The sequence below is a fragment of the Aeromonas sp. WP2-W18-CRE-05 genome (genome assembly GCF_014168615.1).
GTDB lineage: Bacteria > Pseudomonadota > Gammaproteobacteria > Enterobacterales > Aeromonadaceae > Aeromonas > Aeromonas caviae.
The window spans coordinates 376,859-395,392 of sequence record NZ_AP021917.1; the positions used below are offsets into that span (position 1 = coordinate 376,859).

At 64.5% G+C, this 18,534-nt stretch carries 16 protein-coding genes; 3 read left to right on the forward strand and 13 right to left on the reverse strand.

Features of this window, described 5'->3' with window-relative positions; genetic code table 11:
* Positions 1-56: 56 nt before the first annotated feature.
* The 7 genes from H7R73_RS01840 to H7R73_RS01870 all read right to left on the reverse strand — a co-directional run bounded on the left by H7R73_RS01840 (position 57) and on the right by H7R73_RS01870 (position 10,031).
* Positions 57-2,804, reverse strand: a complete 2,748-nt coding sequence (locus H7R73_RS01840) for a collagenase (RefSeq protein WP_103261070.1) — start codon at positions 2,802-2,804, stop codon at positions 57-59.
* Between the two features lie 176 nt (positions 2,805-2,980).
* A complete protein-coding gene (gene menE / locus H7R73_RS01845; RefSeq protein WP_103259415.1) occupies positions 2,981-4,381 on the reverse strand; it encodes an o-succinylbenzoate--CoA ligase in 1,401 nt (466 codons plus the stop codon).
* Positions 4,382-4,384: 3 nt separating this feature from the next.
* Positions 4,385-5,314, reverse strand: coding sequence for an o-succinylbenzoate synthase (gene menC / locus H7R73_RS01850; RefSeq protein WP_103259416.1), 930 nt, complete (start codon positions 5,312-5,314; stop codon positions 4,385-4,387).
* A complete protein-coding gene (gene menB / locus H7R73_RS01855) occupies positions 5,314-6,174 on the reverse strand; it encodes a 1,4-dihydroxy-2-naphthoyl-CoA synthase (protein WP_039039779.1) in 861 nt (286 codons plus the stop codon). Before menB ends, menC begins: the two co-directional genes overlap by 1 nt.
* Complete coding sequence (gene menH, locus H7R73_RS01860; protein ID WP_103259417.1) at positions 6,167-6,931, reverse strand: 2-succinyl-6-hydroxy-2,4-cyclohexadiene-1-carboxylate synthase; 765 nt, start codon at positions 6,929-6,931, stop codon at positions 6,167-6,169. Before menH ends, menB begins: the two co-directional genes overlap by 8 nt.
* Complete coding sequence (menD, locus tag H7R73_RS01865) at positions 6,921-8,666, reverse strand: 2-succinyl-5-enolpyruvyl-6-hydroxy-3-cyclohexene-1-carboxylic-acid synthase (protein WP_182951458.1); 1,746 nt, start codon at positions 8,664-8,666, stop codon at positions 6,921-6,923. Before menD ends, menH begins: the two co-directional genes overlap by 11 nt.
* A 33-nt stretch (positions 8,667-8,699) precedes the next feature.
* Positions 8,700-10,031 carry an isochorismate synthase gene (locus H7R73_RS01870; protein WP_103259418.1) on the reverse strand — a complete coding sequence of 444 codons (1,332 nt, stop codon included), beginning with the start codon at positions 10,029-10,031 and terminating at the stop codon, positions 8,700-8,702.
* Between the two features lie 210 nt (positions 10,032-10,241).
* Here H7R73_RS01870 and H7R73_RS01875 point away from each other — a divergent pair, with 210 nt between their 5' ends.
* Positions 10,242-11,147: a 1,4-dihydroxy-2-naphthoate polyprenyltransferase gene (locus H7R73_RS01875; protein WP_029313608.1), complete on the forward strand. Its 906-nt coding sequence runs from the start codon at positions 10,242-10,244 to the stop codon at positions 11,145-11,147.
* A 202-nt stretch (positions 11,148-11,349) separates the two neighbouring features.
* Here the strand turns inward: H7R73_RS01875 and H7R73_RS01880 are convergent, their stop codons facing one another.
* Positions 11,350-12,744, reverse strand: a complete 1,395-nt coding sequence (locus tag H7R73_RS01880) for a PepSY-associated TM helix domain-containing protein (RefSeq protein ID WP_103259419.1) — start codon at positions 12,742-12,744, stop codon at positions 11,350-11,352.
* A gap of 285 nt (positions 12,745-13,029) precedes the next feature.
* Between H7R73_RS01880 and H7R73_RS01885 the strand changes: the two genes are divergently transcribed.
* Positions 13,030-13,422 carry a hypothetical protein gene (locus H7R73_RS01885; protein ID WP_442778437.1) on the forward strand — a complete coding sequence of 131 codons (393 nt, stop codon included), beginning with the start codon at positions 13,030-13,032 and terminating at the stop codon, positions 13,420-13,422.
* Positions 13,423-13,431: 9 nt separating this feature from the next.
* Here the strand turns inward: H7R73_RS01885 and H7R73_RS01890 are convergent, their stop codons facing one another.
* Both H7R73_RS01890 and dbpA read right to left on the reverse strand, forming a co-directional pair.
* Positions 13,432-13,722: a YkgJ family cysteine cluster protein gene (locus tag H7R73_RS01890; RefSeq protein WP_039039772.1), complete on the reverse strand. Its 291-nt coding sequence runs from the start codon at positions 13,720-13,722 to the stop codon at positions 13,432-13,434.
* Positions 13,723-13,808: 86 nt separating this feature from the next.
* The gene (gene dbpA / locus H7R73_RS01895) at positions 13,809-15,188 is read right to left on the reverse strand and encodes an ATP-dependent RNA helicase DbpA (protein WP_103259421.1); all 1,380 of its coding nucleotides are present in this window, start codon (positions 15,186-15,188) and stop codon (positions 13,809-13,811) included.
* A 527-nt stretch (positions 15,189-15,715) separates the two neighbouring features.
* Here dbpA and H7R73_RS01900 point away from each other — a divergent pair.
* The gene (locus H7R73_RS01900) at positions 15,716-16,921 is read left to right on the forward strand and encodes a NupC/NupG family nucleoside CNT transporter (RefSeq protein ID WP_041214374.1); all 1,206 of its coding nucleotides are present in this window, start codon (positions 15,716-15,718) and stop codon (positions 16,919-16,921) included.
* A gap of 106 nt (positions 16,922-17,027) precedes the next feature.
* On the opposite strand, the gene H7R73_RS01905 is transcribed toward H7R73_RS01900, so the two are convergent.
* The 3 genes from H7R73_RS01905 to H7R73_RS01915 all read right to left on the reverse strand — a co-directional run bounded on the left by H7R73_RS01905 (position 17,028) and on the right by H7R73_RS01915 (position 18,477).
* The gene (locus H7R73_RS01905; RefSeq protein ID WP_103259422.1) at positions 17,028-17,585 is read right to left on the reverse strand and encodes a cytochrome b/b6 domain-containing protein; all 558 of its coding nucleotides are present in this window, start codon (positions 17,583-17,585) and stop codon (positions 17,028-17,030) included.
* 48 nt (positions 17,586-17,633) lie between these two features.
* Positions 17,634-17,903: a PepSY domain-containing protein gene (locus H7R73_RS01910; RefSeq protein WP_010672753.1), complete on the reverse strand. Its 270-nt coding sequence runs from the start codon at positions 17,901-17,903 to the stop codon at positions 17,634-17,636.
* Positions 17,904-18,024: 121 nt separating this feature from the next.
* Entirely contained in the window at positions 18,025-18,477 is a 453-nt protein-coding gene (locus H7R73_RS01915) for a YaiI/YqxD family protein (RefSeq protein WP_039039769.1), read from the reverse strand.
* Between the last annotated feature and the right edge of the window lie 57 nt (positions 18,478-18,534).

Genomic DNA, 18,534 nt, shown 5'->3' on the forward strand with positions numbered 1-18,534 from the left:
ACGGCGCCATAAACAAGGGGCGGCCATGGCCGCCCCTTGTCATAGCCGTCTCGTTCTCAGTGGGAGGAGTCGTTGGCCTTGCACTCGTCGGAGTCCTTGCTGGCTTCCCACCAGGGCAGCAGCTCGCGGCCGAGCCACTGCTGGTAGGCCTCGCTGTCATTGGCAATCAGCTGGTCCAGCTCGGCTTCGAAGGCATTCATGGCCTGCTCTCGATCCGGGCCTCGCAGGGCCCGGGCCATGGCCAGCCAGCTGGCGCTGCGACCGGTCTCGTTCAGGAAGCGGTGCACCGTGTAGGACCAGGAGTAGACCATTTCGCCCCCCTTGTCGTAATCCAGATGCAGGATGTCGGCCAGGGTCGGACGATCGCTGGCCGGGCGGCCGGCGACGTTGTCCAGACCGCGGGCGAAGCACTGGCCGTGGGCGACGAACTCCGCCAGCCCTTCCGACCACCAGGTGGTGCGGTTGAGCGGGTAGTGGCCGAAGCTGCCGTACTGGTTGAAGCGGCCGTCCAGGTAGTGCACGTACTCGTGGCGCAGGTTCCACACCTGGAATGCAGGGCGCTTCCACTCCGCCTCGTAGGCGAAGAAGCGGGCCTGGTTGCCGGGGCGCGCCGGATCCCCTTCGAGGTAGATGCCGCCGTTGTCGGTGGAGACGCCGCCAAACAGAGCACTGCCGTAGCGTTTCCAGTCAGCGGAGGAGTCGAAGATCACCAGTTCCAGCGCCTCGTTGTGATCATCCGCCACCGGCTGCCAGCCGGTCTCCATCTGCTGGTGGAACTGCTGCTCTTCGGCACCCAGTTCACGGCAGATCCCCTCGGCCTGGCTCATGGTCAGATCCTGGGCCCGCAGGCGCAGGGTCGGCGAGCAGGTGTGCTCGAACGGCAGCACGTCCTCCACCCGGACAGGGGTGCAGAGCCCGGCGAAGTCACCGCTGATGCAGGCTTCGCTGGTGCGGTCCGTGTAGGTCAGGTAGTAGGTGGAGAGGGTCAGTGACATGTCTTCCAGCAGGTCCTGACTCTGCTGGCCACCGGGGATCAGGTCGTGGTGGCGAACCAGTACGATGACGGAGTCATCCAGCAGCTTGCGGTAGTCGTCGAGCTCGTCCGGGCGGATATGGCGAGCGACCCGGTAGAGGCGGGTGTAGGCATCCAGCACGTTGTTGAGCAGGAACAGATCGGCGCCATCCCTTCCTTGCCACAACGCGAGCTCGCTCATGCCGAGGGCGTGCAGCTGCTTGCGCAGCTCGCCATCCTGCTGGCGGAAGTCGTTGGCGAAGGGGTCGCTGTAGTCGCTGGCGAAGTCGAGGAAGTTGAGCAGATCGAACAGGCCGGTCGCCCAGGCGTGCTGACCGTTGATCTCGCTGGCATGGCGGGTGCTGTAGGCCAGCATCTGGTTGAACTCGCCGAGCAGGGTGCCAAAGCGGCTCTGCACTGCCGGGCTCTTGAACTGACCGTGCAGGGCGATGCTCCAGGCACCCATGACGGCGCCTACCTCGTCGCTGGCCTGCTCCGGGAAGAGCAGCGGATGGGCGCCCAGCGCCGTCAATGCCTCGGCCAGCGCCTCGGCGGCAGCCGGGCCGTCTTCCTTGTGCTTGCCGTAGTTGTGGTAGTTGTGGGCACGCACGTATTCCAGCAGCAGCTTCATGGCCGGATGGGCCGGCTGATTGGCCGCCAGCAGGCTCTGGATGCCGCGCGACACGGCCAGCAGCTTGGTGTCATCGTGACCATAGTTCTCCTGCCAGACCGGTGCGGGCTGGCCACTGGCATCCTGCACTATCTTGGCCGCTTCGGCGTCCAGCAGCTCGGTGCCCGGCAGATCCGGCTCGGAACAGGCGCGACCGTCGGCACGACGACAGTCGAGCTGCTCTTCCTTGCTGGCCAGCACGATGGGGCGGTTGAGCACCCGGCTCTCCTGCCACTCGGTTGTTTCCGGCAGGGTCTGCCATTCGCTGCCCCCCACCGGGTATTGATAGCCGGTGTCCTTCAAGACCACCTGCACTTCGCTGCCGGCGGGCAGGGTCTGACGGCACACCCGGTAGCTGATGGTCTTGTCCCCTTCCTGACGGGTCTGGGGTTCATCGCACTCCTGCTGGGCCTTGGCCTGTTCCAGCAGCCAGGTGTACTGGCGCCAGACGTGCAGCTCGCTCACCTGCTTGGCGGCCTGGCTGCCTGCGATGGGCTGCAGGCGGAAGAAGATCTGCTCGAGGCGGCCATCCCGTTCATTGGGGGTCTCTTCCAACACCTTCAATTGCTGCCAGTTTTGCGGCTGGTACTGCCATGCCTGCTCGGCGCAACGACCTTCGGCGTTGAGCTCGCAGCGATCCAGCTCCTGCTCGCTGTGACCCAGGATGACCCGCTCAGCCAGCGGCAGACGATCCTGACGCGGCGCGGTCGGGGTGCCCGCCAGCGGCTCCCAGCGGCCCTGCTTCATGCCGTAGCCATAGTCATAGCTGCTGGCCGGGACGGCCTTGCCGGCCGGTACCACCTCTTCACAGCTGAGGTAGCGGATCTGCCAGCCCTGCTCGATCTTGAGTTGCGGCTCGCCGCACTGCTGCTCTGCCAGCGCGGCCAGGTTGGCATCGCGCCAGTCGAAGCGGCGATACACCCTCAACTGCTGATAAGGGGCGTCGCTGCTGTGGGCGCTCAGTTCAAAGGTCACTTCGGTGAGACGATCCCCCAGCTGACGGCTGGATTCGCCTTTGAGTTGATACTGTTGCCAGTCGGAGGGGGAGTAGTCGGCCAGCGCCGAAGTGGCGAGCAGGCTAGGGGCTGCCAGGAGCAGCAGCCGGGGAGAGAGGTGCTTCATCATGATCCCTTTGGTGGATGGAGAGGCGTGGGGACCAGAGAGGGTATTGAGCTCCAAAGGAATATCAATTGGCCAGATGGCGCAGCGGAATGATGCATTCGGGAGCAAACAACACAAAAACAGCCCCAAAAGGGGCTGTGTTGATAGCAAGGACTCCGCCCCATATGGGGGAGGTGTCACTCCTCTTGTCGCAAGCTGCGGGCGAGCAGGGTGCGGGAGGGTTTCAGATTGCCGCCGAGATCCGGCCAGGGCAGCCAGCGATCTGGCACCATAAAGCCGGGCAGTGTGTCTCTGATCCAGTTCGCCAGTTCGGCATAAGAAACGGGGGCCCCGAGCCAGTCGATAAAGGCGGCGGGCCTATGCCCCCACTCGTCGCTCGGCACCGGCACCACCAGGGCCTGGGCCACGGCGGGGTGATCCACCAGCCGCTGCTCTATGGTCTCGGGCTGGATGTTCTCCCCCCCCGAGATGAAGAGGTTGTCGAGCCGCCCCTCCACCACCAGCTCGCCCCCCGGAGTGAGGCGGCCCTTGTCCCGGGTGTGGAACCAGCCCTCTTCATCGAGGGGGCGCACCAGCTCGCCCTCCCTGAAATAGCCGGCAAACAGGGTCTCACCGCGCACGCAGATCTCCCCCTGGCGGATGCAGACCTCCCGCCCCGGCAGCGGGCGACCCACCACGCCGGCGGCGCAGGGTTGCCCGGTGCAGACCTGGCTGCCCATCTCGGAGAGGCCATAGCTCACCTTGGGCTCCAGCCCCAGAGCGGTCAGCCGGTTGACCAGGGGCGCCGGGATGGCGGCGCCCCCGAGCAGCAACTCTCGCACCCGGGTGCGGGATGGGTCGAACCCCTGTGCCAGCAGGCGCCAGAGCTGGGTCGGCACCAGCGAGAGGTGGGTGATGGGCTGATCCTCGAGCCGCGCCTTGAGGGGCCGGGTGCGATCGTCCAGCACCAGGGCGGCTCCCGCCAGGAAGACCCGGAACAGGATGGCGTAACCGCCGACGTGAAACAGCGGCAGGGAGAGCAGCCAGCCGCAGGCTTCGTCCAGGGGGATCAGGGTGGCGGAACCCCGGGCCGAGGCGAGGTGGTTGGCGAGGCGGTGGACCACCGCCTTGGGGGTACCGCTGGATCCCGAGGTGAGGATCATGTTGTTCGGCTGGTCGGGTACCAGCGGGGACTCCCCATCTGCGGCCAGCTCCCCCGTGAAGTCGAGGCTGAGGGCTTGCCAGTCGCCCGCCGGGATCTCGCCTGCCGACCAGAATGCCCGGGCCTCGAGCTGGCTCGCCAGTTCGCTGTGTCTGGTTGCCGGAAAGGCGGGATTGAGGGGGCAGAAGACGATGCCGCTGCGCACGCAGGCCCAGGCCAGCAACACATCCTCCAGGGCGCCGCGCACCACGGCGGCGAGATGATCTCCCCGTTCCAGCCCGGCCCGGGCGAGCTGATTGCACAGGTTGTTGAGGCGCAGGTCGAGGCGCTGGTAGCTAAGAGGCTCCCCGCTGTGGATGGCAATGCGATGAGGGACCAGTGTCGCCCAGCGTCGTACCGGGCAGGTTTCCTGCCGTGGGATCTGACGGGTCACCATGGGTCAGTCACGGTGAAACAGGGGGTCCATCCTGCCCGGATCGGGTTGCCCCTGCTTGTCCAGCAGATCCCTGGCCAGCCAGCGGCGGGTATCGAGGCCAGGGGCCTGATCCGGTGCCCACTCCCCCGCGAGGCGGGCGAGCTGGCCGAGGCCGAGACCGGACTCGAAACAGGAGGAGACGATCACCTTGAGCTTCAGTTCGCGAGCGCGGGCCACCAGGGCCTCGCTGTTGGCCAGGGCGCCGAGCAGGGTCGGCTTGAGCACCAGGGCGCGCAGTTGCGGGATGGGCTCCCAGGGCTTGCCCTGGGCCAGCAGTTCGTCCAGCGCCACCGGCATGCCGGTGCGGCTGGCGACGAAGGCGATGTCCTCGAAGTCGGCGCACAGATCTTCGAGGTATTCGATGCGATTCGGATCCAGGTGGCCGCAGAAGGCCCAGGCCTCCTCGCGGGTCCAGCCCTGGTTGGCGTCCAGGACCAGCTTGAGGTTGGGGCGCCGATCGAGCAGCAGCCGGATAAGCGCCAGCTCGTCGCGCATGGGGTAGCGGGCCACCTTCAGCTTGGCCTTGAGGGGGGTCTCGTGCAGCCACTGCTTCCAGTTCTTGAGCAGCTCCTGGGGAGAGCCCTGGATCAGCGGATAGGGCTCGGGCAGGGGGGCACCCTGCTCGGGCCAGCTACGACGGGCGCAGTCGAGCCCGAACTGCACCGAGGGCAGCTGTGGTGTCGTGGTCTGTCCCCGCGCCAGCTGCGCCAGACAGTCGAGGGCCTCGGCCTGGGCGTCGGCCAGGGTCTCTTTGGAAAATCCTGGCAGGGGGGCTATCTCCCCCCAGCCATCGTCGATGCGTACCAGCAGGCCCTCGCGCGCTACCTGCAACTGACCGTGAAAGGCCAGGGGCTGGGTAAAGGGCAGTTGGTAGCGGTAGAGGGCGAGTGTCATCAGGGATTCCGCTTGTATTTGGAGAAGTCGGGACGGCGTTTCTCGTTGAATGCATTGCGCCCTTCCTGACCCTCTTCGGTCATGTAGAACAGCATGGTGGCATTGCCTGCCAGCTCCTGCAAACCGGCCTGGCCGTCGCAGTCGGCGTTGAGGGCCGCCTTCAGGCAGCGCAGGGCCATGGGGCTGTGTTGCAGCATCTCGCGGCACCAGCGCACGGTTTCACGCTCCAGCTCGGCCAGGGGCACGACGGTGTTGACCAGCCCCATGTCGAGGGCCTGTTTGGCGTCGTAGAGGCGGCAGAGGAACCAGATCTCCCGAGCCTTCTTCTGGCCGACGATGCGGGCCATGTAGGAGGCGCCCCAGCCGCCGTCGAAGGAGCCCACCTTGGGGCCGGTCTGGCCGAACTGGGCGTTGTCGGCGGCGATGGTCAGGTCGCACATCATGTGCAGCACGTGGCCGCCACCGACGGCGTAGCCAGCCACCATGGCCACCACGGGTTTGGGGCAGGTACGGATGTCACGCTGGAAGTCGAGCACGTTGAGGTGATGGGTGCCTTCATCGTCCTTGTAGCCACCGTAGTCGCCGCGGATCTTCTGGTCGCCGCCGGCGCAGAAGGCCTTCTCGCCGAAGCCGGTGAGGATGATGGAGCCGACCTTGTCGTCGTAGCGGGCATCGGCCAGGGCTTGCAGCATCTCTTTCACGGTACGGGGGCGGAAGGCGTTGCGCACCTGGGGACGGTTGATGGTGATCTTGGCAATGCCCTCTGGGGACTTGTGATAGAGGATGTCCTCGTAACCGGCGGAGCAGTCGTGCCACTCGACAGGGGCATAGAGCTCGGCTTCCGTCATTGCTTCAATCATGGATCTTCTCTTCTGGTTGGTGAGCCCACTCCCGCAGGAGCCGGGCAAAGGTATCGGGCTGGCTTGTGTGCAGATTGTGTCCGCCATCCAGAGCCAAGTGTTTGATATTGCAGCCTTGCTTTACCAACTGGCAAGCGAGGGCATGGAATTTGTGATCCCGGTTGCCGGAGACCCACTGCACCGGCAGCCGGGTATCCCGAAGCCAGGGGGCGAGATCCGGCTGCCGCCCCAGGGACGTGGCCCTCAGCATGGTGGCCACGGCCTTGCCGTCGTTGCCAAGGCGGCGTGCGGCCTGGCGGATGCGGGCATCGTCGTCCAGGTCGGCGAAGACGCCCTGGCGGTACCAGTCGGCAAGCACCCGGGTCAGGGGCTCGCACTCGAAACGCCGGGCCCAGGCTTCATCGTGAGCGATGCGGGCCGGACGCTCACCGGCAGGCAGCCCGGGGTGGCAGTTCTCCAGCAGCAGGGCCTGCAACCCCGCCGGGGTGTGGCTGGCGTGATGAAGCGCGAGCCGCCCCCCCAGCGAATACCCCACCAGCCGGTAGTGGGCGATATCCCGTGCGGCCAGCTCGTCGCAGAGCCAGCGATGGGCCTCGTCAAAGCCGCTCACCCGCAGTGCCCGGTTGCGGCCGTGGCCCGGCAGATCCAGGGCATGGCACGGGACGCCGGGCAGGGTCTGGATGACAGGTCGCCAGTCGTCGGCGTCCCCCAGCAGGCCGTGCAGCAGCACCAGCGGCGCGGCGGGATCAGAGACCACGGATAGCGGCTCCCAGTGCTTTGAGATCCTCGGCGACTTCACTGCTCGGTACCTTGATTTCAATCAGGGTTACCCCGTTTTTCAGGGCTGCGGCATAGTCCTGCTCAAATGCGTCGAGGGTGGTGGGGGCCCGGTAGTGCAGGCCGAACATGGCGGCGGCGTGCTCGAAGTGCAGGCCGTGGGGCAGGCAGTAGTAGGTCTCCAGCAGGGCGTCCTGGGTGGGCACAGGCAGCATGCGGAAGATGCTGCCGCCGTCGTTGTTGAGCAGGATCACCACCAGGGGGCGGCTCCCCTTGCCGAGCAGCGCCAGGCTGTTGAGATCGTGCAGGGCGCTGAGATCCCCGAGCAGCAGGGTGGTGGGCTCGCGACTGTCAGGCGGGACCGACTGTGCGAAGCCGTATGCGGTGGCGATAAGGCCATCGATGCCGGAGGCGCCGCGGTTGGTCATCACCCGGCTGGGGCCCTTGCCCACCTCGCCCAGCATGTCCATCAGCCGGGCCGGCATGCTGTTGCCGACGAACAACTGACCCTGGATGAGCTGATTCAGGCGATGGCACACCCCGAGCTCCGAGAAGCGATCACAGGCGGTGCGGATCTGCTGGCTGATGGCCTGCTGGCGCGCGGCCAACTGGTGCCAGGGCTGCTGCGAATGGGGGATTGGATGGGCGGCCGCAAAGGCGGCGGGGTCGCACACCAGGCGACGGCGCAGCCGGTAGTCGGGGTCGAGGCGTGCCGGCTGCGGGTCCACCAGCCAGTAATCTTGCCAGGGGTGTTGTTTGATGAACTGGCCGAGGCGCTTGGAGATGAGGCGGGCGCCGAATTGCAGCACTACCTCGGCGCGGGCCAGCTCGGCCACGAAGTCGCTGTGTTGCAGGGCGAGATCCGTGTGGACGAGGTTGCGATCATCGAAGCGGATCTGGCTTTGCAGATCCGCCAGCAGGGGCCAGCCGAGGCGGTCTGCCAGCTCGGCCACCGCCTTGCCTTGCACCGGATCCTGGATGCGTCCGGCGACGATGACACCGCGCTTGCCCTTCAGCTCCTCCCAGTCCGGCTGGGCGGGGCAGCCCGGCTCGCCCACCAGCCAGGGGCTCCAGGGCTTGGCCGAGTGCAGCCAGTCGCCGAGGGGCGCCAGGTAATCGGAAAAGTCCAGATAGTGGTCGCCGGGGTAGAGGGGCTCGGGGTACATGCAGTTGAAGTGCATCGGCCCCGGGGTGTGCGCCTGTCGGGCCAGGGCCTGATCCACCGAGCTCAACACGAAGGCCGCCGGAATGGTGGGAGTGGGGCTCGGCAGATTTTGCTGATAGACGGGGTAGCGACCGAAGATCCCCGGCTGATCGATGGCCTGGTTGGCCCCGTTGTCGATGAGCTCGGGTGGCCTGTCGGCAGAGAGAATGATGAGCGGGACCCCGGTGAGCTGGGCTTCCGCCACCGCGGGCCAGAGGTTGGCCACCGCGGTGCCCGAGGTCATGATCACCGCCACCGGGCGGCCGCTCCCCTTGGCCAGCCCCAGCGCCATGAAGCCCAGACCCCGCTCGTCGAAGTGCAGATGGCGGCGAAAGCCCGGGTGGGCTGCGGCGGCCATGGTGAGCGGCGCCGAGCGGGAGCCGGAGGCCAGGGCGATGTCGCGTACGCCGAGGCGAAAGAGCTCTTCCAGCAAGAGGGAGGACCAGACATGGTTGAAGGTGGCGTGATGGCTGGCAAAGGCGTGATGCGCGGACACGTGGCTGGCGGACATGAAGCTCTCGCAGTGAGGAGTCGGTGAGAAACGCTATCCCAGCAGGGAGAGCACGTTGGCGATCTTGTTGTCGAGTTCGGCCCATTCGGCGGCGGGCTCCGATCCCGCCACTATGCCGGCACCGGCGAACAGGCTGATGCGCGAGCCCCTGATCCGGGCGCTGCGAATGGCGACGGAGAACTCCGAGGTCTCCCGGCTTAGCATGCCGCAGGCACCGGCATACCAGCCGCGATCATGGGGCTCGCATTCACGGATGAAGGCGAGCGCCGCCTCGCGGGGGGCGCCCCCCACGGCGGGAGTGGGGTGCAGGGCAGCCAGCAGTTGCCAGTCGCAGACGCCGGGTTTGAGCTCGGCCTCGATGTCGCACTTGAGGTGTTGCAGCAGCCGCAATTTCAGAATGCGCGGCTCGGTCAGGGTGGCATCGGTCGTGAGGGGGGCCAGGCGGCTGAGAATGTCGGCGTGAACCAGCCGGTTCTCCAGCCGGTTCTTGCTGTCGGCCAGCAGCTCGGCGGCCAGAGCCGCGTCGGTTGCCTCATCCCCGGAACGGCGAATGGTGCCTGCCAGCGCCTCGGTAAAGAGGTGGCCCTTCTCCCGGCGGTAGAGGCGCTCGGGGGAGCAGGAGATGAAGCTCTGCTCGGGGGAGAACTGGAAGCCGAAGTGGAAGCACTCCTGGGCGTGGCGGGCCCACTGTGTCAGCAGGGACCAGGGGCAGAGGGGCGCATCGTGCGCCTCGCTCTGGAGCAGACTCTCCCGCGACAGCACCACCTTGGGGGTGCGGGCCTGGAAGTCGGGGGCGGTGACCTGCTCCACCAGGGTCCGCCACTGGGCAGGGCCCGGCAGGTCCTGGCGCTGCCATGGCCGCTTTTGCAGGGCGGGCAGGGGGGCTTCGGGTTGCAGGGCATCGAGCGCCGCCTCGGCGGCGCAGAGTTCGGCTTCGAATGCGTGACCCTCTTCCCGGGCGGGCAGCCAGAGATTGAGGCAGAGGCTGGTGCACTCCCCCCGGCGTACCAGCTCGATACGGGGCAGCACGAAGCGGCAGGGGCCAAAACCCTGCCAGCCGGGCAGATCCGGGTCGAACGCCAGACCGCCGTAGTAGCGAGGGCTGTCTTCACTGGCCGTGCTGGCAAGGTCGCAGACCCGCTGGATATCCTCCGGCCGCGTCAGTTCGTGGATGGCGCCAAGCGCCACGTACTCCGGGCTCTGTTGCCCTCTGGCGTGCCAATAGATGCGGGGGTAGAGCGTCTGGGCCGCCAACCAGCCGGGAAAGACGTCGACGTGAGCGGCCACGCGCAGTCGCACGAAACCGCTGACAGTGCTGTGACGCAGGGCGTCCAGTTGTTGCTTGAGGTGGGTCTGAGCCAACATGGATGTCTAGTCTGAGCCGGATAATCGCGATCGCTCCGGGGGAGGATGGCGCAGGTTGATGCCAAAGGGCGACGATTTCCTATATATTATCCGCCCATTCGTCCATGTAAATTGCCCGGGGGAGCCGACGCCCCCGCGCAGCCAAGTATACCTAAATCCGGTTCGATAACCCTTAACACGATCAATATCTGATTGTTTGGCCATCACAATATGACAAATACCTTCTCTGTTTGGTTGCTGGCGGCGCGTTTGCGAACGCTGCCCCTGGCGTGCTCCTCCATCTTGCTGGGCTCGGGGCTGGCAGCCAGCCGGGGAGCGTTCGACGGCACCATCATGGGACTCTCCCTGCTGACCGCCATCCTGCTGCAAATTCTCTCCAATCTGGCCAACGACTATGGCGATGCGGTCTCCGGTGCCGACAACGGGGAGCGGATCGGTCCCCAGCGCGCCGTGGTTTCCGGCCTCATCACCCGGCACCAGATGTGTGTGGCCATGGGGCTGACCGCCCTGGCGGCCGTGGTGAGCGGCCTCTCCCTGCTGGTCTGCGCCTTCGGGGAGGCGTGGCAGCAGATCCTGACGTTCATCCTGCTGGGGGGAGCGGCCATCGTCGCGGCCATCACCTACACGGTGGGCAAGAGCCCCTACGGCTATCGCGGCTTCGGGGACATCTCGGTGTTCCTGTTCTTCGGCCTGCTGGGGGTGCTCGGTTCCTACTACCTCTTCACCCATAGCCTGGAGTGGGACCTGTTGCTGCCTGCCACCGCCTGCGGCCTGCTGGCGACTGCCGTGCTCAACATCAACAACGTGCGGGACATCGAGACCGATGCCGCCAGCGGCAAGATCACCCTGGCGGTACGCCTTGGCCGCAACCGGGCCATCGCCTATCACTGGGTCTTGCTGGGGGCTGCGCTGCTGGCGACCATCGCCTTCCTGCTGACCCAGCCTGCGAGCCTCTGGCCCTGGATCTTCCTGCCCGCCATGAAGCCCCTCACCGATGCCGCCCGTACCCTGCGAGAGAGTTTCGATGGCGAGGTGCTGACCGGCGCCCTCAAGAAGACCGCCATCAGCGCATTTCTGTTCAGCCTGCTGCTCTCCGCCGGGCTGGCGCTCACCTGAGGCCGACGCGTTTGGCAATGAAAAGGGCTCCCGAACGGGAGCCCTTTTTGCTGTTGTGTCGATGCGTTGTTGTTCATCAGACCGATGTGATGATCGCCAGGGGAGGAGCATGCCGCCAGGCGAAGGATGATGCCAGGTGATGCAGACGACGAGGGCCCCCGACAGGGAGCCCTCGTGTGGATGAGGCGGGCTTGCCCCTGGGTCAGCTTGCCTGGGCTACGGCCGTGCGGCGAGAGAAGAAGAGACAGTCCAGCAGCCAGATGGCAACCATGGAGGCCCCCACCAGCGGGAAGCAGATCCCGAGCACGACCAGCACCGCGATGGCACCGCCCATGGGAGGCAACTTGGCGGGCAGGGGCGGGGCGGCGAGGCGACCACTGGGACGGCGGCTCCACCAGATCCAGAGCCCGCTCACCGAGCTTGCCAGAATCATCAGGCAGATGAGCAGCATGACGAGCTGGTGCGGCCAGCCGTAGAGCTTGCCCATGTGCAGCATGACGCCGGTTTCCACCGTCTTGGCGACCGGGCCGTAATCCTGCCAACGCACGTCGACCAGCACCTTGCCGCTGTATTGGTCGATGTGCAGGGTGGCGTCGTTGCGGGGATCATCGGCAAAGATGGCGATGGTATAGACGCCGGTTTCACCGACCGGGGGGGTGATGCTGTAACCCGGGCTGACCCCCCGCTCGCTGGCGATGTCGACCACCTGTTGCAGCGGAATGCGATGGCTGGCCATGACCATGCCCTCGTGTCCGCCGCCATGGGTCATGGCGCTGTGATCATGGCTCTCTGCCGTGGGTTGGGAGCTCGGCATGGGCAGGGTCTCGGCCCCCCAGGAGACGGTCTGTTCGTGAGCCTGGTTGAGGCTGCGGGTGAGGGGAGCCGACTTGGGCACCTCGTTCCACATGGCCGCAGGGAAGCGGTTCCAGACATCGGCGAACTGGCCGCCCCAGAAACCGGTCCAGGTCATGCCCGTCAGCAGCAGCAGCAGCAGGAAACCTGCGCCCCAGAAGCCGACCACGGCGTGCAGATCACGCCACCAGAGACGGCCGCGCTGGTGCATTCTCGGCCAGAGGATGCCCCCCACACCCGGTCCCTTGCGGGGCCACCAGAGATAGAGTCCGCTGACGAGGAGCACGATTCCCCAGCCTGCGGCCAGCTCGATCAGGCGATCACCTGTTGTGCCAAGCATCAGCTCCGCATGGAGAGCACGCGCCACCGCCTGCAGGTTCCACTTGTTGTCCATGGTGCCGAGCAGGGCGCCGTTCGCGGGATCCATGAAGAGGGTCAGCTCCTGCCCTTCACGCATCACGACTATCTGGGCGCTCGCGTCCGCTGCCACCGGGGGCAGGTATTTGCGCAGGCTGGCGTCCGGCATGGCGATGGTTGCCTTGGCCAGCAGCTGGTCGGCACTCAGGGTCTGGGTGGCGGGCGTCACCTTCATCAGCTCGGGGTAGAACAGGTTGTCCAGCTGCGGTTTGAACAGATAGACGATGCCGGTGAGGGAGAGCAGGATCAGGAAGGGGGCGACGAAGAGACCGGCATAGAAATGCCAGCGCCAGATCCGTTGGTAATAACTTGCGTCTTGTTGCTTCATCGTTGATCCCTGGGTGAACGCCAAAAGGTTTCAGTAGGTGGAATGTTTTGAGTGGCGCGGATAATAGCAGCAACGTTTTGTTAACTGCAACAGAACATGTCGAGGAAATGTACATTCCGCCATCGGGGTAAAAACGGGGGTTGAATGGCGCTTTCCGTTCACAATGGGGGGTGCTTCATGGACTTTTCGGGGATAAATTCTTACTTTGTGGCAACACAGGGCATATCAGCCGCAGCGAAGGACTCAAGGCAGGAGGTGAACGTGCAAGCACACGGCCATTTTGAGATGCAGCGACAAGGGCAACTGCTGATCTGTCGGCCGAGCGGCCCTTTCAACCTGGCAGGCGCCATGGCCTATGAGGGCAAGTTCAGCCAGCAGATAAGCCGTTTGCAGGGAGCCCCCTGGGGCATCGTCGAGGTCGCGACCGAGTTCGAGGCCGCCGGCCCCGAGGTGCTGGCCCGTTTTCGTCGCCAGTTCAACTGGTGCGCCACTCATGGCTGCGCCTTTCTGGCGGTGGTCATGATCGGGGATTTCAAACGTTATCTGGCGGATCACGTCTTCAGCGAGCTTCCCTTTCAGGAGGTGCGCTATTTCGAGGAGGAAGCACAGGCCATCCACTGGCTGACACTGCGCCTCGAGGGGCTGCAAGGCAAGGAGATCCACGTCAGCACGGGTTGAACACCCCGGTTACTCCAGCCTGATGAACCACTTGTCCCGCTCGTCGAGGCAGTCGGGCTCCCCCATCTCGAATTCACGGCAGATAAGCGGCCGCACCTCGTAGATGCGACACATCATGGTGTTGCGGTCGAGGGCGGCGCACCAGCCATCTTCCAGTCTGTGCATCACAGGCACTTCTCCTTCCCGCTCCTCGATATAGCGGTCCGGCACGCCGGTGTCGGTGAAGAGCATCACCTCGAGGCGGCAGCAGCAGGCTTCGCAGTTCTGGCAGCTCACATCGCTCTGGATTGCTTGGGTCATGTCACCTGTCTTGCCGCATGGCGGCGAATGATATGAAACAGGCGCCTGTCAGGCGCCTGTGGTCTGGCTGGGGCGTGTGAAATACCTTAGCCCAGTTTGCGGGCACGGTAGCTGCGCCCCTTGATCTTGCCTTCCTGCAACCGCTTGAGGGCGGCGCTCGCCACCTGGCGCTTCACCGCCACGTAGGAGTACTGCTCGGAAATCTGGATCTTGCCCACATCGGCCCCGGCAATGCCGCCTTCGCCGGTCAGGGCGCCGAGGATGTCACCGGCACGCACCTTGCTCTTGCGGCCCGCATCGATGGAGAGGGTCACCATCTGCGGCGCGATCGGCTTGATGTCGCGGCCGATCCCGGCCAGGTCGCCCTGGGGAATGGGGGCCTGCTGGTACTCCTCGATGAAGTTGACGCGCTGGGCCTCGTTCGGCTGGTAGAGGCTCAGGGCCAGGCCCTGCTGGCCGGCGCGGCCGGTACGGCCGATGCGGTGCACATGCACCTCGGGGTCGTAGGTCAGCTCGTAGTTGATGACGGCCCCCAGCTCCTTGATGTCGAGGCCGCGGGCCGCCACGTCGGTGGCGACCAGTATGGTGGCGCTGCCGTTGGCGAAGCGCACCAGCACCTGATCCCGCTCACGCTGCTCCAGATCGCCGTTCAGCGCCAGCGCCGAGAAGCCCTTGGCGGCCAGGTGATCGGCCACGTCGTTGCAGGCGCGCTTGGTGTTGCAGAACACCACGCAGGAGCTCGGCTGGTAGTGGCTGAGCAGCCAGGTGAGGGCATCGAGGCGCTGGCCGGCCGGCACTTCATACAGCTTCTGTTCGATGGCGCTCTCTTCATGCAGGGACTCCACGCTCACCTCCACCGGATTGCGCTGCACGCCGCGGCTCATCTGGGCGATCCCTTCCGGATAGGTGGCGGAGAAGAGCAGGGTTTGCCGGTCCCGCGGGGCGTGGCTGATGACGCGGTTGATGTCTTCACCAAAGCCCATGTCCAGCATGCGATCCGCTTCGTCCAGCACCAGCGTCTTGAGGTCGTCGAGCGCAAGGGTGCCCTGCTCCAGGTGCTTGAGGATCCGGCCGGGGGTGCCGACGGCGATGTGGGCGCCAAAGCCCAGGGTGGCGGATTGCGGTGCGGTCGGGGTGCCGCCGCACAGTGTCACCAGCTTGACGTTGGGCAGGGTACGGGCAAGACGGCGGATCTCGGTGGCCACCTGATCCGCCAGCTCGCGGGTCGGACAGAGCACCAGCGCCTGCACGGCCAGTCGGTTGACGTCCAGCTTGGCCAGCAGACCCAGGCCGAAGGCCGCGGTCTTACCGCTGCCGGTTTTCGCCTTGGCGATCAAATCTTTGCCGTCGAGCACCAGGGGCAGGCTCTGGGCCTGGATCGGGGTCATCTGCAGATAGCCCAGGCTGGCGAGGTTGTCCTGCAGGGCGGAGGAGAGGTTCAGGCTGCTAAATTCGCTGTTGTTCACAAAAGGACTCTATGTCGGAAAACCAGAAATGGGGGGGCGCGGTGCGCAAGGGGGCGCATCATACCAGAATGTGCCGCCGGATGCGGTGAATATTTGAACGGTTGGTGTCATGGGTTGCCGATGGAGGCTTCTGTCTGCGTTGGCGGGCTTGCGGTATGTAAAAAGAGCACAATGGAACAGGGTGGTCATGGCCAGATCATGATGAATGGCGAGAAAACGTTTTTAATTAAACATGTCCTGGTGATGATGAGTCATCGGAGGATGCCATATGGGATATAGCCGTTATGAAATATATACACGAATGAGGAATAAAATTAATGAAAGAGCATAACTTATTGTTTTTTATTTATTTTTAAGCTTTATCAATGACGATTAATAATCATGTGTCTTGGCAATTAATTTAAAAACGTTTGTATTATTTCGCATGCATATTTTTACCGCGGATTGTGATGATTCTCTGATTTTTAAATATGCAGTTCTTTATGATGGCGCCGGTCAAAAATAACAATTCAATGGGTGCTACTGGTATGGAATACGTTCATTTCGTGCTCGGACTCGTGATGGTCCTGGCATTGGCGTTGCTGGCAAACCGCCGCAACTGGAAACAGATCAAGCTGCGTTACATCGGCCAGCTGCTGGTGGTCGAGCTGGCGCTCGCCTGGTTCATGCTCAACTCCGAAGTGGGTCTGGCGGTGGTGGGTGGCTTTGCCGCCGGCTTCACCAAGCTGATGGAGTTTGCCAAGCAGGGGACCGACTTCGTGTTCGGCGGTCTGGTCAACGAAGGGGCCTTCTCCTTCTTCCTGATGGTGCTGATGCCCATCGTCTTCATCTCCGTGTTGATCGGCATTTTGCAGTACATCCGTCTGCTGCCCATCGTCATTCGTGGCATCGGCACCGTGCTGGCCAGGATCAACGGCATGGGCAAGCTGGAGTCCTTCAACGCCATCAGCTCCATGATCGTCGGTCAGTCCGAGAACTTCATCGCCCTCAAGAACATACTGCCGCACCTGAACGAGAAGCAGATGTACACCCTGGCGGCGACGGCCATGTCCACCGTCTCCATGTCCATCGTCGGTGCCTACATGCAGCTGATCGAGCCGCGCTACGTGGTGGCCGCGCTGGTACTCAACATGTTCAGCACCTTTGTGGTGCTTTCCCTCATCAACCCCTACGAGCCCGACAATACCGTGACCGATGCCAAGGCGCTGGCCGAGGGTGACGAGCACCATACGCCGAAGAAGGAGAACTTCTTCGAGATGCTGGGGGAATACATCATGGCCGGTTTCACCGTGGCGGTGATCGTCGGTGCCATGCTGGTGGGCTTCATTGCCCTGATCGCCCTCATCAATTACCTGTTCGAGGCGGCGTTCGGCGTCAACTTCCAGCACGTCATGGGCTACATCTTCTATCCCGTTGCCTGGATCCTGGGCATCCCGGGCAGTGAAGCGCTGCAGGCCGGCTCCATCATGGCGACCAAGCTGGTGACCAACGAGTTTGTGGCCATGATGGATCTGGGCAAGATTGCCGCCGAGCTCTCCCCGCGCACCGTCGGCATCCTCTCCATCTTCATGGTGTCGTTCGCCAACTTCAGCTCCATCGGCATCATTGCCGGTGCGGTGAAGGCGCTCAACGAAGAGAAGGGCAACATGGTTTCCCGCTTCGGTTTGAAGCTGGTCTATGGCTCCACCCTGGTGAGCCTGCTCTCCGCCGTTATCGCCGGTGTGATGATCTAGGTCCTCCCCCCGCGCTGCTCATGACGACCCCCTGCCTTGGCAGGGGGTCTTTTTTTGGGCAGATGAGCGGGTGAACAGAGGAGGGGACTGGTCGGCAGCCCGGCCATCAAGCGCGGGGGTCTTCCACCTTGATGTTGGCGGGGACCCGCTTTTTGCCCAGCACCATGGCGCGGACCAAATCGCTGCGGGTGAGGCGATCGGTCAGGAGTACCACGGCCGCATGGACGCCAACGGCGGCCATCAGGGTGTTGGCGATGATGCCGTGCAGCTCCTCCAGCCACTCCTCGCCCCAGAAGGCATCCCAGGTGGTGAGCCAGCCGGTGACGACGGTCCCGACCAGGGACAGCAGCAGCAGCCAGATCATCAGGGAGCCGACCGGATTGTGGCCGAGGTAGTAGGGGTGGCGCCCCTGGGCGAGCTGGCGCAGGTAGTAGCGGACCCGGGCAGGGGTTGGCCACCACTGGCCGAAGCGGGCGTAATAGGGGCCGATCAGCCCCCACAGCAGGCGGATGATGAGCAGGATGCCCACCGCGTAGCCAGCATATCTGTGGGGTTTGCTGCCCTCTTCCAGCACGAAGAAGTTGAGCAGGCAGAGGGTGACGGTCGCCCAGTGAAACACCCGGATGAGGGGATCCCAGACTTTCACTTCAGAGGCAGGTGTCATGGCAAGGCTCCATGGTGGGGGCCGGGGGAAGACCGGCCCGGGGCGGCGTTACTCGTCGATCTCTTCTTTCACCTTTTTCAGGTCGGTCGGGTCGAAGTAGATCTCGACCTTGCGCTTCTCCTTGTCCCAGCCGTAGATCTCGTAGCAGCCGGTCTTGGTGGCCTTGAACTTCTTGATGTCGTAGCCCATCGCCTTGATCTGCTGCTGGGCGTCGGCTTCGCTCATCCACTTGCTCTTGTCGGCCTGGGTGCATTGGGGGTCGGCCAGGGCTGCGCCGCTCAACAGGGGGATCAGTAACAACAGGGGGGTCAGTTTCATTGCTTGCTCCTTGCGGGTGGTTGGGTCAACAGTCGCAAGGCTAATCAAGGAGCATTAAGGAAGAATTAAGGGAAAAGGGAAATGAATGGCTCTCCCCGGCGGTGGGCCGGGGAGAGGGTGATCAGCTTAGCTTGCCCCTGACCAGCCACTTGTCCAGCGCATTGGCGAAGCGCTGCTTGTCGGCGGCGTTGAAGGGCGCAGGGCCACCGGTCTGGACGCCGGCAGAGCGCAGCTCCTCCATGAAGTTGCGCATCCCGAGCCGTGCCTGGATGGTCTCCCGGGTGTAGATCTCGCCCCGGGGATTGAGCGCCTCGCCCCCGGCGTCGATGACCCAGGAGGCGAGGGGAATGTCGCCGGTGATCACCAGGTCGCCTGGCTTGACCTGCTGGGCGATGACATGATCTGCCACATCGAAGCCCTTCTCCACCTGCTGGGTCTTGATGAAGGGGGAGGGGGGGACTCTGAGCCCCTGGTTGGCCACTAGCGTGGTCACCACCTGGGCGCGGTGGGCGGCGCGGTAGAGGATCTCCTTGACCGGGATGGGGCAGGCATCGGCATCAACCCAGATGGGCATGGCATGGCTTCCTATGTCTGGAACGGGTGGCGCATCTTAGCATGGCTGGTGCGGGGC